This window comes from Candidatus Pelagibacter communis, assembly GCF_001180225.1.
GTDB lineage: Bacteria > Pseudomonadota > Alphaproteobacteria > Pelagibacterales > Pelagibacteraceae > Pelagibacter > Pelagibacter ubique_D.
In genome coordinates, this window is sequence record NZ_CVST01000012.1 from 1 (window position 1) to 15,989 (window position 15,989).

Annotated in this window: 12 protein-coding genes and 1 pseudogene; 11 read left to right on the forward strand and 2 right to left on the reverse strand. The window is 30.5% G+C overall.

Annotation, left to right across the window (positions count from 1 at the left end; genetic code table 11):
• A partial coding sequence (locus tag AMN99_RS00550; protein WP_082255126.1) for a DMT family transporter occupies positions 1-564 on the forward strand: 564 nt, incomplete at its 5' end.
• On the opposite strand, the gene AMN99_RS00555 is transcribed toward AMN99_RS00550, so the two are convergent.
• Positions 561-1,325, reverse strand: a complete 765-nt coding sequence (locus AMN99_RS00555) for an undecaprenyl-diphosphate phosphatase (RefSeq protein ID WP_075505921.1) — start codon at positions 1,323-1,325, stop codon at positions 561-563. The genes AMN99_RS00550 and AMN99_RS00555 overlap by 4 nt on opposite strands.
• A gap of 182 nt (positions 1,326-1,507) precedes the next feature.
• Here AMN99_RS00555 and AMN99_RS00560 point away from each other — a divergent pair, with 182 nt between their 5' ends.
• Both AMN99_RS00560 and gltB read left to right on the forward strand, forming a co-directional pair.
• Entirely contained in the window at positions 1,508-2,947 is a 1,440-nt protein-coding gene (locus AMN99_RS00560; RefSeq protein ID WP_075506061.1) for an NAD(P)-dependent oxidoreductase, read from the forward strand.
• The gene (gltB, locus tag AMN99_RS00565; RefSeq protein WP_075505922.1) at positions 2,947-7,452 is read left to right on the forward strand and encodes a glutamate synthase large subunit; all 4,506 of its coding nucleotides are present in this window, start codon (positions 2,947-2,949) and stop codon (positions 7,450-7,452) included. The genes AMN99_RS00560 and gltB overlap by 1 nt, the downstream gene beginning before the upstream one ends.
• Here the strand turns inward: gltB and AMN99_RS00570 are convergent.
• Complete coding sequence (locus AMN99_RS00570) at positions 7,445-8,191, reverse strand: alpha/beta hydrolase (RefSeq protein WP_075505923.1); 747 nt, start codon at positions 8,189-8,191, stop codon at positions 7,445-7,447. The genes gltB and AMN99_RS00570 overlap by 8 nt on opposite strands.
• Before the next feature lie 42 nt (positions 8,192-8,233).
• Between AMN99_RS00570 and AMN99_RS00575 the strand changes: the two genes are divergently transcribed.
• The 8 genes and pseudogenes from AMN99_RS00575 (at position 8,234) to pheT (ending at position 15,985) form a co-directional block, all read left to right on the forward strand.
• A complete protein-coding gene (locus tag AMN99_RS00575) occupies positions 8,234-9,010 on the forward strand; it encodes a glycosyltransferase (protein ID WP_256998079.1) in 777 nt (258 codons plus the stop codon).
• Between the two features lies 1 nt (position 9,011).
• The gene (locus tag AMN99_RS05840; RefSeq protein WP_256998080.1) at positions 9,012-9,389 is read left to right on the forward strand and encodes a glycosyltransferase; all 378 of its coding nucleotides are present in this window, start codon (positions 9,012-9,014) and stop codon (positions 9,387-9,389) included.
• The gene (thrS, locus tag AMN99_RS00580) at positions 9,390-11,306 is read left to right on the forward strand and encodes a threonine--tRNA ligase (protein WP_075505924.1); all 1,917 of its coding nucleotides are present in this window, start codon (positions 9,390-9,392) and stop codon (positions 11,304-11,306) included.
• Positions 11,307-11,852 carry a translation initiation factor IF-3 gene (gene infC, locus AMN99_RS00585; RefSeq protein ID WP_075505925.1) on the forward strand — a complete coding sequence of 182 codons (546 nt, stop codon included), beginning with the start codon at positions 11,307-11,309 and terminating at the stop codon, positions 11,850-11,852.
• Positions 11,853-11,905: 53 nt separating this feature from the next.
• Positions 11,906-12,112 carry a 50S ribosomal protein L35 gene (gene rpmI / locus AMN99_RS00590; RefSeq protein WP_023854436.1) on the forward strand — a complete coding sequence of 69 codons (207 nt, stop codon included), beginning with the start codon at positions 11,906-11,908 and terminating at the stop codon, positions 12,110-12,112.
• A gap of 2 nt (positions 12,113-12,114) precedes the next feature.
• Positions 12,115-12,472, forward strand: a pseudogene (gene rplT / locus AMN99_RS00595) (50S ribosomal protein L20).
• A gap of 40 nt (positions 12,473-12,512) precedes the next feature.
• Positions 12,513-13,580 (forward strand): phenylalanine--tRNA ligase subunit alpha, encoded by a 1,068-nt coding sequence (pheS, locus tag AMN99_RS00600; RefSeq protein ID WP_075505926.1) that lies wholly within the window; start codon positions 12,513-12,515, stop codon positions 13,578-13,580.
• Positions 13,577-15,985 (forward strand): phenylalanine--tRNA ligase subunit beta, encoded by a 2,409-nt coding sequence (gene pheT / locus AMN99_RS00605; protein ID WP_075505927.1) that lies wholly within the window; start codon positions 13,577-13,579, stop codon positions 15,983-15,985. The genes pheS and pheT overlap by 4 nt, the downstream gene beginning before the upstream one ends.
• Positions 15,986-15,989 lie beyond the last annotated feature (4 nt).

Consider the following 15,989-nt stretch of genomic DNA (forward strand, 5'->3'; position numbering starts at 1 on the left):
ATGGTGCCTATCATAATTTATTTGTTTGGAAAAAAATCAATACATTGGAGTGTATGGCCTTCAGTAATTTTATGTTTAATTGGAGGATATTTATTAACAAATTTTTACGATGCAACTGTTAGGTTGGGAGATACCTTGGTTGTACTAGGAGCTTTATTTTGGAGCACACATATTATATTTACTGGAATTATTATTTCTAAATACAATCTTCCACTTACAATTGGAGCAATTCAAACTTTAATCGTAGCTATTTTGTCTTTTTTCATTGGAATTCTTTATGAAGAATTTGTTTGGAACAACATTCTAATGGAAATGTATTCTATATTATATGCTGGAATATTATCTGGAGGATTTGCATTTGTATTACAGATTTATGCACAAAAAAATATTACACCTGCACCAGCAGCAATTATTTTTTCCCTTGAGGGTGTATTTGCAACTGTAGCTGCATGGTTTATTTTAAATCAATTATTAGATATAAATAATATACTTGGATGTTTTTTTATTTTGTGTGGAGTTTTATTATCACAATTACTCCCACTTATAAAAAGAAAAAAAATTTAATAAATTAAACTAAACAATACTAAAGCAATTATTATTCTATAAATTACAAATGCATTCATAGAAAACTTATTTATAAATATTAAAAAATATTTAACTGTTAAAAAAGAAAGAATAAAAGAAGATATAATTGCAATTATTACCAAATAATTAAATTCTGTTGGTTGATTAAAAATATCTTTTAAACTAAGTACACTTGCACCAGCTAATGCTGGGACAGATAGTAAAAAAGATATTTTACTCGAATCCACTCTATTAAACTTTAAAATCCTCGCAGCTGTTATTGTAACGCCTGCTCTGCTTACTCCAGGTATCAATGATAAAATTTGCATTACTCCTATAAATAAAATTGATTGAATATTTAAATTTGTAGAAATTTTTTTATCAAAACGACTTTTGTCAGAAATGTATAAAACAATTGCAAATATTAAAGTTGTCCATGCAATAGTTTCAATGTTTCGTAAACTATAAATTAGCCCTGTAGTGTATAAAATATATCCAAAGATTATTAATGGAATAGATCCAATAATAATTAAACTTATTAGTCTTTTATTTTTATTAATGTTTAATAACTCTTCTTTGAAATAATAAACTATTGCAAAAAGAGATCCTAGATGAAGGCTAATATCAATTAGTAATGAGCTAGATTTAAATTCATACAAACTTGAAACTAAAATTAAATGTGCAGAAGAACTTATCGGAAGAAATTCTGAAACTCCTTGAATTGCTGAAAGAATTAAAACTTCTATAATATTCTGAAACATAATTTCTTCGTAGCTTATAAAGCTTATATTTCAAACAATACGATTTGATCATAGTAGCTATGCATTTATTAGAAACCCGTTTGTTTATAACAAAAATGAAAGATTAAAGGTCAATAAATATGACCTATTAAATGCTTTATTTTATAAAATCATTATATAATTTGCCGAAAATTATATTTTTTATGACTGATAAAATGTTAAAATTTGTAAAAATAGGTCAGCAAACTCCACCTAAAAGGGAAGTTGATCAAAGAAAAAAGGATTTTAACGAGATATATGACGAATATATCAACGAAAAAGCTAAAGAACAATCAAGTAGATGTTCTCAGTGCGGAGTTCCTTTCTGTCAGGTTCATTGTCCTTTAAGTAACAATATTCCTGACTGGCTAAAGTTAACTGCCGAGGGAAGATTAAAAGAAGCATACGAGCTTTCACAAAGCACTAATAATATGCCCGAGGTTTGTGGAAGAATCTGTCCGCAAGATAGATTGTGTGAGGGAAATTGTGTAATTGAACAGTCTGGTCACGGAACAGTTACAATTGGTTCCGTTGAAAAATATATAACAGATAATGCTTGGGAACAAGGTTGGGTTAAACCAATCGAAGTTACAAATGAAAAAAATCAAAGTGTCGGAATTATAGGAGCTGGTCCTGCGGGATTAGCAGCGGCAGAACAGTTAAGAAAAAATGGGTATAAAATTACAGTTTACGATCGTTATGATAGAGCTGGAGGATTATTAATATATGGAATTCCAAATTTTAAATTAGAAAAAGAAATAGTTGAAAGACGAACAAAGCTTTTAAGAGATGGTGGAATAGAATTCATACAAAATTTCGAAGTTGGCAAGGATGCAAGCTTAGAGCAATTAAGAAAAAAACATGATGCAGTATTAATTGCAACGGGAGTTTACAAAGCTAGAGAAGTTAATTTACCAGGTAATGATTTAGACAATATTTTTCCAGCAATGGATTTTCTTACAGCATCAAATAAAAAAGGATTGGGTGATGAGGTTGAATTATTTGATAAGGGAATTCTAAATGCAGAGGGAAAAGATGTTGTTGTAATTGGTGGAGGTGATACCGCAATGGATTGTGTGAGAACTTCAGTAAGACAAAAAGCAAAATCAGTAAAATGCTTATACAGAAGAGATAAAGAAAATATGCCCGGTTCAGCAAGAGAAGTTGCAAATGCTGAAGAGGAAGGTGTTGAATTTGTATGGCTATCTAGTCCTAAAGAATTTAAAGGAACTAATAAGGTAGAAAATTTACTTGTAGATCAAATAAAGTTAGGTGAACCAGATGAAACTGGTAGAAGAAAACCCGAAGTACAAGAAGGATCAAGTTATGAAATAAAAGCAGATATGGTTATTAAAGCTCTTGGATTTGATCCAGAGGATTTACCTAATTTATTCGATAGCAATGAACTTCAAGTTACAAAATGGGGAACAATAAAAACTGATTTTGATACTATGGAAACTAATCTAAGTGGCGTTTTTGCTGCTGGGGATATAGTTAGAGGAGCTTCATTAGTTGTTTGGGCAATTAAAGATGGTAGAGACGCAGCAGATTCCATAAAAAATTATTTAGAAACAAAATCTAAAAATGAGAAAAAAGTTGCTTAATGAAAACTTATAAAAAAAATTTTGATCTACTTAAGAAAAACAATGTCTATTCTGAGGATATGGAGCATGATGCGTGTGGAGTAGGTTTAATAGCTTCCACTGAGGGAAAAAAATCCAGGAATGTAGTTGAATATGGAATTGAAGCTTTAAAAGCTGTTTGGCATAGAGGTGCGGTAGATGCTGATGGGAAAACAGGAGATGGAGCTGGAATTCACGTAGAAATTCCAAAAGATTTTTTTATTGAGAAAATTGAAGTTACAGGACACACGCACGATAATTCTGAAATCTGCGTAGGAATGATTTTTCTTCCACGTAATGACTATGCAGCACAAGAGAGCTGCAAAACAATTGTTGAAAGCGAATTAACGAAAAATGATTTTAATATTTATGGATGGAGACAAGTTCCTGTTAATCCAAAGGTTTTAGGTGAAAAAGCTTTTCAAACTATGCCTGAAATTATTCAAGTACTTTTCAAACCTCATAATAAAGAACTTACCAATAAAGATTTGGAGAGAAGAATTTATGAGACAAGGAGAAAAATCGAAAACGAAGCTTTCAAAAAATCATTAAATAATTTTTATATTTGCTCGTTAAGCTCAAAGTCAATTATTTACAAAGGAATGTTCTTAGCCGAAGCAATTTCAGAATTTTATCTAGACTTAAATGATGAAAGATTTGTATCAAGATATGCAATATTTCATCAGCGGTTTTCAACCAACACAGCTCCAAGTTGGAATCTTGCCCAACCATTTAGAGCAATTGCACATAATGGAGAAATTAACACTTATAGAGGAAATAAAAATTGGATGAAAGTTCATGAGCAAGAAATGAATAGTCCATTATTTGATAATATAGAAAATCTTAAGCCAGTTATTCAACAAGGAGCCTCAGATTCTGCAGCTTTAGATAATGTTTTCGAATTATTAAACATTTCAGGTCAACCTGCACCATTAGCTAAATTAATGTTAGTTCCTGATGCATGGTCTAAAAAGAATAAGACTTTACCAAAAGATCATCAGCAATTATTCAATTTTTTAAATAGCACAATGGAACCTTGGGATGGACCTGCCGCTATAGCTGGAACTGACAATGAGTGGGTTATTGCAGCAAACGATAGAAATGGATTAAGACCTCTAAGATATGCAATCACAAAGGATAAGTTATTGTTTGCAGGCTCAGAAACTGGGATGATCGAGCTAAATGAAAAAAGAATTTTATCAAAAGGAAGATTAGGTCCTGGAGAAATTATAGGAGTAAGAATTGAAAAAGGTAAAGTATTTACTAATAAACAAATTAAGGATTACTTAGCAAAAGAGTACAAACATTTTAATTCACAAATTATTGATTTAGATGACAAACTAACGATTGAGGATGAAAAAAATTCTTTTTCAGGGGATGATCTAAGAAGAAGACAGTATACTTTTGGAATTAGCTTAGAGGATCTTGAATTAATTTTACACCCTATGGCTGAGGATGCAAAAGAGGCCACAGGGTCTATGGGTGATGACACCCCTTTAGCTGTGCTATCAGATAAATATAGACCTCTGTATCATTTTTTTAGACAAAATTTTAGCCAAGTTACAAATCCACCAATAGACTCTTTGAGAGAAAACAAAGTGATGAGTTTAAAAACAAGATTTGGAAATCTGGGCAATATTCTAGATTTTGATAATTTAACAAAACAGAATATTTACGTTCTTAATAGCCCAATATTATCTAATTCTCAGTTTGAAAAATTTATCAATTTTTTTGGAAATAATTCAACAATAATTGATTGCACCTTTGAAGAAAGTAATAGTTTGTACGAAGCTATTAAAAAAATTCAAAAAGATGCAGAAATTGCTGTTAGACAGGGTGTTACACAATTAATTCTTAGCGATAAAGATATATCAATTTCAAAACTTCCAATTCCAATGCTGCTTGCAGTAGGTGCAATCAACTCGTTTTTAATTGAGAAAAAATTAAGAGGATATGTATCAATCAATGTCCAATCTGGAGAAGCATTAGATACACACTCTTTTGCAACTTTAATCGGTGTTGGAGCAACAACAGTCAATCCTTACTTGGCGTTCGATAGTTTATATCAAAGATTTGAAAAAAAATTATTTGGAAAGTTTAGCTTTGAAGAATGTGTTGAAAGATACATTAAATCTGTCAATGCAGGTTTATTAAAAATCATGTCTAAGATGGGTATCTCTGTTTTAAGTTCTTACAGAGGTGGATGCAATTTTGAGACTGTTGGATTGAGCAGAACTATTGTTTCAGATTATTTTCCAGGAGTTGTGTCTAAAATTTCTGGTATTGGACTTACTGGAATTGAAAAAAAAATAAGAGCAATTCATAAAGAAGCATTTGAAAGCACAGATACAATTCTTCCTATTGGAGGGATTTATAGATATAGAAAAAATGGAGAAACACACCAATATCAAGGGAAACTTATACATTTACTTCAAAGTGCAGTTGGTTCTAATTCTTATGACGCCTATAAGAGATATGCAGAAGGTATTTACAATTTACCACCAATAAATTTAAGGGACTTAATTGATTTTAGAGAAAAAAAATTAAAGGGAGCTATAGATATTTCAGAAGTAGAACCAATAGAAAATATTTTAAAAAGATTTGGAAGCGGAAGCATGTCTCATGGTGCTTTATCTAAAGAGGCACATGAAACTTTGGCTACAGGTATGAATAGAATTAAAGGAGCTTCTTGCAGCGGTGAAGGTGGTGAAGATGAGAAAAGATTTAAAGTGTTAGATAACGGAGATAGTGCAAACTCAAGAGTAAAGCAAATAGCTTCAGCAAGGTTTGGTGTAACAGTTAATTATTTAAATAATTGTAATGAGATTGAAATAAAAATTGCACAAGGTGCAAAGCCAGGAGAAGGTGGACAACTTCCAGGTTTCAAAGTTACTGATGAAATAGCAAAGTTAAGACACTCAACGCCTGGAGTAACACTAATTTCTCCTCCACCACACCACGATATTTATTCAATTGAAGATCTTGCGCAGCTTATTTACGATTTAAAACAGATTAATCCAAAAGCAAGAATTGGAGTAAAACTAGTTGCATCTTCAGGAGTTGGGACTATTGCTGCAGGAGTTGCTAAAGCAAAAGCAGACATAATATTAATTTCAGGACATAACGGTGGAACTGGAGCTACCCCGCAAACAAGTGTAAAATACGTAGGTATTCCATGGGAGATGGGATTAACAGAGGCTAATCAGGTTTTAACATTAAATAATCTTAGACATACGGTTACACTTAGAACTGATGGGGGAATTAAAACAGGTAGAGATGTTGTTATAGCAGCCATGATGGGAGCAGAAGAGTATGGAGTTGCAACAACTGCTCTAGTTGCAATGGGATGCATAATGGTAAGACAATGTCATTCGAATACATGTCCCGTTGGTGTCTGTACTCAAGATGAAAAATTAAGAGAAAAATTTACTGGAACACCAGATAAGGTTGTTAATCTATTTACGTTTATAGCAACTGAGGTTAGAGAAATTTTAGCTAAATTAGGTTTTAAATCATTAAACGATATTATTGGTAGAACTGATTTACTTAGACAAGTTAGCAAGGGTTCAGATAATTTAGATGATTTAGATTTAAATCCTTTATTTGTTCAAGCAGATACTGGGAACAATACTAGATATTGTGAAAACCAAGAAATTAATTCAGTGCCAGATACTCTAGACCAAGAAATATGGCCGGAGATTGAAAAGGCTTTAGATAATTCTGAAAAAATTGAAAAAGAATATTTAATTAAAAATACACATAGAGCAGTTGGAACAAGAATTTCTTATCATTTATATAAAAAATATGGTTATGAAAAACTTGATGATAATTTTTTAGTATTAAACTTTAAAGGATCAGCTGGTCAATCTTTTGGAGCCTTTTCATCCAAAGGTTTGAAGTTGGTATTAAAAGGGGATGCAAATGATTATGTCGGCAAAGGTCTTTCAGGAGCTACAATTTCTATAAGACTACCAGAGGAAAGTAACTTAGTTTCAAATGAAAATACTATATTGGGAAATACAGTTCTATACGGAGCAACATCTGGAAAACTTTTTGCAGCTGGTCAAGCTGGTGAAAGATTCTCTGTAAGAAATTCAGGTGCAATTACGGTTATTGAGGGATGTGACTCTAATGGATGTGAATATATGACAGGTGGAACTGTAGTAATTCTTGGAGATGTTGGAGATAATTTTGCTGCTGGCATGACAGGTGGTATGGCATTTATCTATGATAAATCGCAAGAATTTGAAAAAAAAGTAAACCCAGAGTCAGTTGTCTGGCAGAATGTTGAAACAGATTATTGGAAAGAAAATTTAAAAAATTTAATTAAAGAACACCATGAAGAGACAGGATCTTTGTTATCTAAAGAAATAATTGAAAATTATGGTAATGAAATTAATAATTTCATTCAGGTTTGTCCTAAAGAAATGTTAGATAAACTTAAAAACCCTATCAGCTTAAAAAAAGTTATAAAAGAAGTTAGTTAATTAAAAATTTTAATTCTTTTAAGATTATATTAAGCCATTTCTTATTTGATAAGCTATGGTCACCTTTTTTTACAATTATCAATTTCTTTTTTGCTTTTGGAAATATTTTTAAAACTTTTCTGGAAAAACTTACCGGAACAGCTTCATCATATTCACCATGCACCATGGTAACATTAATTTTTGAATTTATTTTTTTATTTAAAACTCTATTTTTTCTTCCATCTTTTATAAGCTGATATGTTATTGGATACTCATAATTCCCATGTTTTAGGTGATATATACCTTTTTGGATTGTTTCTTGCTTTATTTTTTTAGAGAATTTTTTCCACATCAAATTTTCTAAAAACTCAGGTGCCGACCCAATACCTAAAAATCCTATAATTTGTTTTTTAAATACTTTGAATTGTCTTAAAGCAATCCAAGCACCCATACTTGAGCCAATAACATAAAAATTATTATTTTTTATATATTTATTTATTAACGTAGAAGTTTCTTTACTCCATTTTGAAATATTTCCATTTGTGAATTTACCTGTAGATTTTCCATGACCCGAATATTCTAAAGCAAGAAAACTTATCTTATTTTTTCTTGCAAATTTTAAAAAAGCATCTGGCTTTTTTCCTTCAAGATCTGACATAAATCCATGTAAGAAAACTATGAATGGAGAATTTTTATAAATTTTACAAATATGTCTAATTTTCTTAGACTTTGAAATTGTGTGGAATCTGAAATTTGCCATAATCGTTTATAAGAATTGCTAATTAATATATAATCATATCAAATGTCATCTAATTTAAAAGTTTTGCAAGTAATTCCAAAACTTGGATATGGCGGCGCAGAGACTGGCTGTTATGATATTGCTCACTATTTACCAGAAAACGGTTGTAAGTCATTTATAGTTACTAGTGGTGGTGAGTTACTTAAATTTGTAGACAAAAATAAAGTAAAAGTTTTTAGACTTCCAGTTCAAAGTAAAAATCCAATATTAATTTTAATTAATGCGATAATTTTAACCTTTATTATTTTATTTAATAATATTTCGATCATACACGCAAGAAGTAGAGCGCCTGCATGGTCTTGTTTAATCGCCTCTAAGATAACAAGCAGAAAGTTTGTAACTACATTTCATGGAACTTATAATTTTAAAAGTAATTTGAAAAAATTATATAATTCAGTAATGGTTCGATCTGACTTAATTATTGCAGGATCAAACTTTATTTTTTCACACATCAAAGAAAATTATTCAAATTACTTAAATCAAAAAAAAAAATTATTAGTAATATTTAGAGGAATTAATGTTGATTATTTTGATCCTACCACAAAACTTGAAACTGAAGAGAAAAAATTATTAAAACAATGGGAAATAGAAAAAGATAAAAAGATTATACTTTTGCCCGGTAGACTAACTACTTGGAAGGGACAAGAGGTATTTATTGAAGCAATCAATCTGGTAAATATTGAATTAGGTTATGAGGCATTTTATGCTGTTATCCTTGGAAGTGATCAAGGAAGAGATTTGTATAAAAAAAAAACTAATAAGGCTTTCAGAACAATATAGGTTGACTAAACAGCTAAGATTTATCGATCACTGTAAAGATATGGCATTAGCTTACAAAGTTTCTGATATAATTGTTTCATCTTCTATTGAACCGGAAGCTTTTGGTAGAGTTTCTGTAGAGGCCCAATCTATGGAGAAACCAATTATCGCGAGTAATATTGGTGGCTCCAATGAGACTGTCGTTGATGAAAAAACAGGCTATTTATTTAAAGCGGGTGATGCAAAGTCTTTAAGTCAGAAAATTTTAAAAACTCTGACAATTGACGAAACTCAATTAAAATTAATTGGTGTTGAAGGAAGAAAAAATATAGTTCAAAAATTTAATGTTGAAAAAATGTGCTTTTCTACTTATTCAGAGTATAAAAGATTAATAAATTAAATGCCTATAATTACATTACCTGACGGAAATAATACTGATTTCCCAAATAAAGTTACTGGATTAGAAGTAGCAGAAAAAATTAGTAAATCATTGGCTAAACAAGCAATGGTAATAAGTGTAGATGGTGAGTTAAAAGACTTAGAACATTTAATTGAGAAAGACTGTTCGGTAAAAATTTTTACATCTAAAAATCCTGAGGGTCTAGAAACCATTAGACACGATACTGCTCACATATTAGCAATGGCAGTGCAAGAATTGTTTCCAGGAACACAAGTTACGATTGGCCCTGTAATTGAAAACGGATTTTATTATGATTTTGCTAGAAAAGATCCGTTTACAGAAGATGATTTAACAAAGATTGAAAATAAAATGAAAGAAATCGTTGATCGAGATGAGATTACCAAAAGGGAAGTTTGGGATAGAAATAAAGCCATAGATCATTTTAAAAAAAAAGGTGAAATCTATAAAGCTGAGTTAATTGAAGCAATACCGGAGAATGAAGATGTTTCAATTTATTTTCATGGAGATTGGCACGATCTTTGTAGAGGACCACATCTTTCTTCAACAGGTAAAATTGGAAAATACTTTAAATTAATGAAAGTTTCAGGAGCTTATTGGAGAGGTGATTCAAAGAATGAAATGCTCCAAAGAATTTATGGTACAAGTTGGGCTTCTCAAAAAGATTTAGATGAGCATTTAAAAAGAATAGAAGAAGCAGAAAAAAGAGATCATAGAAAATTAGGAAAAGAAATGGACTTGTTTCATTTTAGAGAAGAAAGTCCAGGCTCAGTTTTTTGGCATGAGAGAGGGTGGGCATTATTTCAAAAATTAATTAATTATATGAGAAGCAGACAGGATGCTGCTGGATACAAAGAGGTAAATACGCCTGAAATTTTAGACCGACAATTGTGGGAAAAATCTGGTCACTGGGAAAAATATGGAGAAAATATGTACACATCAGAAACTCCTGATGAGAAAGTGTTTGCAATAAAACCAATGAATTGTCCTGGTCATATTCAAGTATTTAATCAAGGATTGAAAAGTTATAGAGATCTTCCATTACGTATCACAGAATTTGGTAAGGTTCATCGTTATGAACCATCGGGTGCTTTACATGGTTTGCTTAGAGTAAGAGCTTTTACACAAGATGATGCGCATATTTTTTGTGCGGAAGATCAAATTACGAGCGAGTGTTTAAATGTAACAAATTTAATACTAGATATTTATAAAGATCTTGGGTTTGAAAATGTGATTTTAAAATATGCTGATCGACCAGAGGTTAGAGTTGGAGATGATGAAGTTTGGGATAAGGCAGAAGCTTCACTTCTTGAAGCAGTTAAAGCTTCTAAGTTAGAATATAGTATCAATAAAGGCGAAGGTGCCTTTTATGGCCCAAAAATTGAATTTGTTTTAAGAGATGCTATTGGAAGAGATTGGCAATGTGGAACCTTGCAAGTTGATTTAAATTTACCTGGAAGATTAGATGCATCATATGTTGATAAAGACGGAACAAAAAAAGTTCCTGTTATGCTTCATAGAGCGTTGTTTGGTTCTCTAGAAAGATTTATAGGAATATTGATTGAAAATTATGCTGGTAAATTTCCTTTTTGGATTTCACCTTTACAAACAATGGTAATTCCAATTTCAGAAGAATTTAATGATTACGCAATAAAAGTATCTAAAAAAATTAAAGATGCAGGCATAAGTTCTGCAGTTGATATTAAAAATAATAATTTAAACTATAAAATTAGAGATCATTCTTTGGCGAAAATACCTCTTTTATTAATTTGTGGTAAAAAAGAAGTTGACTCCAATTCAGTAACTATTAGAAGGTTAGACTCTAATAAACAAGAAAATATGGATATAGATTCATTTTTAAAAACTTTCTCTGCTTTAAATAAAGCATCATCAAACTAAGTGGCAGATTTCAAACAAAATTACTTTCAAAGAAGAACAAAGGATAGAGGTCCAAGATCTAATAACCGAATATCTTCACCTGACGTTCAAGTAATTGCAAGTGATGGTGAAAATCTTGGAGTGATTAGTACTAATGAAGCTATATCAATGGCAAAAAACCAAGGATTAGATTTAATTGAAATTGCACCTAATGCTAACCCACCTGTATGTAAAATCATGGATATGGGTAAGTATAAATATGATGCTCAAAAAAAAGCAAATCTTGCAAAAAAGAAACAAAAAATAATTTCATTAAAAGAAATTAAAATGAGACCTGTAACAGAAACTCATGATTACGAATTTAAGGTCAAAAATGCAAAAAAATTTATCTCCAAAGGAGATAAAGTTAAATTTACTATCAGATTTAAAGGGCGAGAGCTTCAACACTCTCATTTAGGCAATGAACTGATGGGTAAAATTAAAGAGGATATGAAGGATATTGGTAGAGTAGAGTTGCAACCTAAATTTGATGGGAAGCAAATGATTATGGTAATTCAACCTTTATAAGCCTTAATAGAGGTTGTAAAATTTCAACATTCTTTGTATAAGTCCGCAGAATTATGCCAAAATTAAAAACAAAAAGCTCAGCAAAAAAAAGATTTAAGATATCAGCTAAGGGCAAAGTTATATCTGCTCAAGCAGGTAAAAGACACGGTATGATTAAACGAACGAATTCGCAAATTAGAAAATTAAGAGGCACCACGACTTTGTCTAAACAAGATGGCAAAATTGTTAAATCATACATGCCTTACAGTTTAAGAGGGTAATAATGGCAAGAGTTAAAAGAGGCGTAACAAGTAAAGCAAAACATAAAAAAGTTTTGAAAGCCGTAAAAGGTCAGTGGGGCAGAAGAAAAAAATACTATCAGAGTTGCTAAACAAGCTATGGAGAAATCCATGCAGTATGCTTACAGAGATAGAAGAAACAAAAAAAGAGATTTCAAATCATTATGGATACAAAGAATTAATGCTGGTGTAAGAGCAGAGGGTATGACTTATTCAAAATTCATTAATGGTTTAAGTAAATGTGGTGTTGCAATAGATAGAAAAATTTTAGCTGAAATTGCTTACGATAGTCCAGAAGCATTTAAAACAATTGTACAAAAAGCTCAATCCGCTTTAAATTAATCTCTATTGTTTTTATTTCTTAACGAAATAATCTACTAATATGTCAGACATAAAAAATATTAGAGATCAATTTTTATCAAAGCTTAAAAATGAATTAAGCTTAGATGAAATCAATACAATCAAAACAGAGTTATTTGGTAAAAATGGTCAAATTTCATCTTTATTCAAAACAGTAGGATCAATTCCAGAGTCTGATAGAAAAACTTTTGCAGCTGATTTAAATAAAATAAAGGATGAACTTCAATCTTTAATTTCAGAACAGATTAAAGAAATTGAGACAAAAGAAATTAATCAAAAACTTGAAAAAGAAAGAGTTGATATAACTTTACCAGGGAGATCTTTTGTTAGAGGTAAAATCCATCCTGTATCTCAAACGATAGACGAGATTTCATCTATCTTTTCAGAAATAGGTTTTAGTGTTGAAGAAGGACCAGATGTAGAAAATGAATATAATAATTTTACTGCACTAAATACTCCAGATAACCACCCAGCTCGTGATATGCACGATACTTTTTATTTAGACGAAAATAAGGAAGTTTTGTTAAGAACGCATACTTCACCAGTTCAAATTAGAACTATGTTAAAGGATAAACCACCTTTTAAAATTATTGCTCCAGGTAGAACATATAGATCAGATAGTGATCAAACACATGCACCAATGTTCCATCAGGTTGAGGGCCTTCATATAGATAAAGATATTAATATGGGTCATTTAAAGGGATGTTTAAATTATTTTATTAAAGAGTTCTTTGAAGTGGAAAAAATCAAAATGAGATTTAGACCAAGTCATTTCCCTTTTACAGAACCATCTGCAGAAGTAGATATTGGTTACGAAATTAAAGATGGTAAAATTGTTATAGGAGAAGGAGATCAGTGGCTTGAAATTTTAGGATGTGGAATGGTTCATCCAAACGTTTTAAAAAATGTTAAAGTTGATCCTGCTAAATACCAAGGATATGCATTTGGCATAGGTATAGACAGGTTGGCAATGCTAAAATACGGTATTAATGATTTAAGAGCTTTCTTTGACTGTGATTATAGATGGTTAAATCACTTTGGATTTGATCCACTTGATGTACCCACAAATTATAGAGGTCTAAGTCGATGAAGATAACATTTGATTGGTTAAAAGATCACTTATCTGTAAGTGTTAAAGAAGAGAAGTTACTTGAGAAATTAACTGATATTGGACTTGAAGTTGAAAGTGTTGAAAATTTATCTGAAGGTTTAGACTTATTTAAAGTAGCAAAAATTTTAAAAACTGAAAAACATCCTAATGCAGACCGTTTAAAAGTTTGTGATGTTGATGTAGGTGAAAAAGAGATTAAGAAAGTAGTATGTGGTGCACCAAATGCTAGAGAAGGTTTGATCACTGTTTATGCACCTCCTGGTGCGGTTATTCCAAAAAATAAAACTAAATTAGTTATAGCAAAAATTAGAGATGTTACATCTTATGGTATGCTTTGTTCTGAATCTGAACTTAATTTGTCTGAGGAAAGTGATGGAATTACTGAGCTTTCATCCTCGAAATACAACAATAGTATTGGAAAAAGTTTTTTTATTCAATCTAGTTCTAATTTGATTGATTTATCAATTACACCCAACAGACCGGACTGTCTTGGTGTTAGAGGAATAGCTAGAGATTTAGCAGCTTCAGGCTTTGGTAAATTAAAACAGATTAAAGAAAAAAAAATAAAATCTAAAAAATCTCAAACAATTAAAGTAAAAATTACAAATGAAAAAAACCAAGGATGTTTTTCTTTTGGAAGCTGTTTGGTAACAAATGTAAAAAATACTGAAAGTCCAAAGTGGTTAAAGGATAAATTAATTTCTATAGGTCAAAAACCTATTTCAGCAATTGTTGATATTACAAATTATGTAATGATTGATATTAATCGCCCATTACACGCATATGATGCTGATAAAATTGAAAAAGGTATAATTGTTAGAAACTCAAAATCTGGTGAAGAGTTCACAGCTTTAGATAACAAAACCTATAAACTTGAAGATGATATGTGTGTAATTAGTGATGATAAGGGTGTGTTAGGACTTGGTGGTATCATCGGAGGCACAAGATCTGGAACAGAAATGGATACACAAAACGTTTTAATCGAGTCAGCTTATTTTGACCCAAGATCAATTAGAAGAACAGCAAAAAGATTAAATATTGATACAGATGCAAAATTTAGATTTGAAAGAGGAATAGACCAATTATCAATTGAAGAAGGTTTAAACAAAGCAGCTTTTTTAATTAAAGAAATTTGTGGTGGTGAAATTAGTAAAATAGATATCCAAAAAATTAGTACATTTAAAAATCCAATAATTAAATTTGATCCAAATTCATTTGAAAAAGTAACAGGTTTTAAAATTTTAACGAAAGATATGTTAAAAATTTTAGATAACCTAGGCTTTACGTGTAAAAAAGATAAAAAAGTTTTTAAACTAAGTATCCCATCCTGGAGACCAGATATTACTCAGGAAATAGATGTTGTTGAGGAATTGGTAAGAATAGTAGGGTATGATAAAATAAAGATAGAAGAACCTATCAAAGAGAGAAAAAAATCTACTTTAACACAAACTCAAAAATTGTTTCATTTCCTTCAAAGATCTGTTGCTTCAAAAGGTTATTTGGAGGCAATTACTTGGTCTTTCACAGATGCAAAATATAATGATCATTTCAAAGGACAAAATGATGAATTAAAAATTGTGAACCCTATAAGTTCAGAATTAGGAGTTTTAAGAAATTCAATATTTTCAAATTTAATTATGTATATGAGCAAAAATATAGATAGAGGTTTTAAAGATTTATCTATTTTCGAAATAGGACCAACATTTTTTGGAAAACAACCTGGTGAACAAAATATAGTAGTCTGTGGTTTATCTGCTGGAAAAAAATCTCGTCTTTCTTGGTTAGAAAAAGAGAGAAGTGTCGATGTTTTTGATATTAAAAAAGATGTAGTTCAAACTTTAGTTGAAGCAGGTTACGATGCAGAAAAATTTTTTATTGATGACGAAACTCCTGATTATTATCATCCAGGTAAATCAGGAAGATTATTTTTGAACAGAGGTAAAGAAAGTGTGGCTGCATACTTTGGTGAAATTCATCCAAATATCATTAAGCAAATAGATATGAAAACCGAGTCTTTAGTAGGTTTTGAAATATTTCTTGATAATTTAAAATTACCAAAAAAATCATTAAAAGATCAAAAAACAAAATATTCTGTTTCAGATTATCAAAAGTCAGAGAGGGATTTTGCTTTTATAGTTGATAAGAAAATTAAAGTTCAAGATTTAGTAAATGCTGTATCAAATGTTGATAAAAATTTGATTTCTAACATTAAAGTTTTTGATGTTTATGAGGGTGATAATATTCCTGACAACCAAAAATCAATTGCGATCAGTGTTACAATTCAATCTCAAGAAAAAACTCTTAAAGAAGTGGATTTAGATCAAATAAATAAGTCAATTATAGAAACAGTCGAAAATAAAATTGGCGCAAAAATTCGATCCTAAAGCC

Bases quoted from the DNA above. Each gene is read 5' to 3' on its own strand.
- AMN99_RS00555 (WP_075505921.1), bottom strand. From the start codon at position 1,325: ATGTTTCAGAATATTATAGAAGTTTTAATTCTTTCAGCAATTCAAGGA.
- AMN99_RS00560 (WP_075506061.1), top strand. From the start codon at position 1,508: ATGACTGATAAAATGTTAAAATTTGTAAAAATAGGTCAGCAAACTCCA.
- gltB (WP_075505922.1), top strand. From the start codon at position 2,947: ATGAAAACTTATAAAAAAAATTTTGATCTACTTAAGAAAAACAATGTC.
- AMN99_RS00570 (WP_075505923.1), bottom strand. From the start codon at position 8,191: ATGGCAAATTTCAGATTCCACACAATTTCAAAGTCTAAGAAAATTAGA.
- AMN99_RS00575 (WP_256998079.1), top strand. From the start codon at position 8,234: ATGTCATCTAATTTAAAAGTTTTGCAAGTAATTCCAAAACTTGGATAT.
- thrS (WP_075505924.1), top strand. From the start codon at position 9,390: ATGCCTATAATTACATTACCTGACGGAAATAATACTGATTTCCCAAAT.
- rpmI (WP_023854436.1), top strand. From the start codon at position 11,906: ATGCCAAAATTAAAAACAAAAAGCTCAGCAAAAAAAAGATTTAAGATA.
- pheS (WP_075505926.1), top strand. From the start codon at position 12,513: ATGTCAGACATAAAAAATATTAGAGATCAATTTTTATCAAAGCTTAAA.
- pheT (WP_075505927.1), top strand. From the start codon at position 13,577: ATGAAGATAACATTTGATTGGTTAAAAGATCACTTATCTGTAAGTGTT.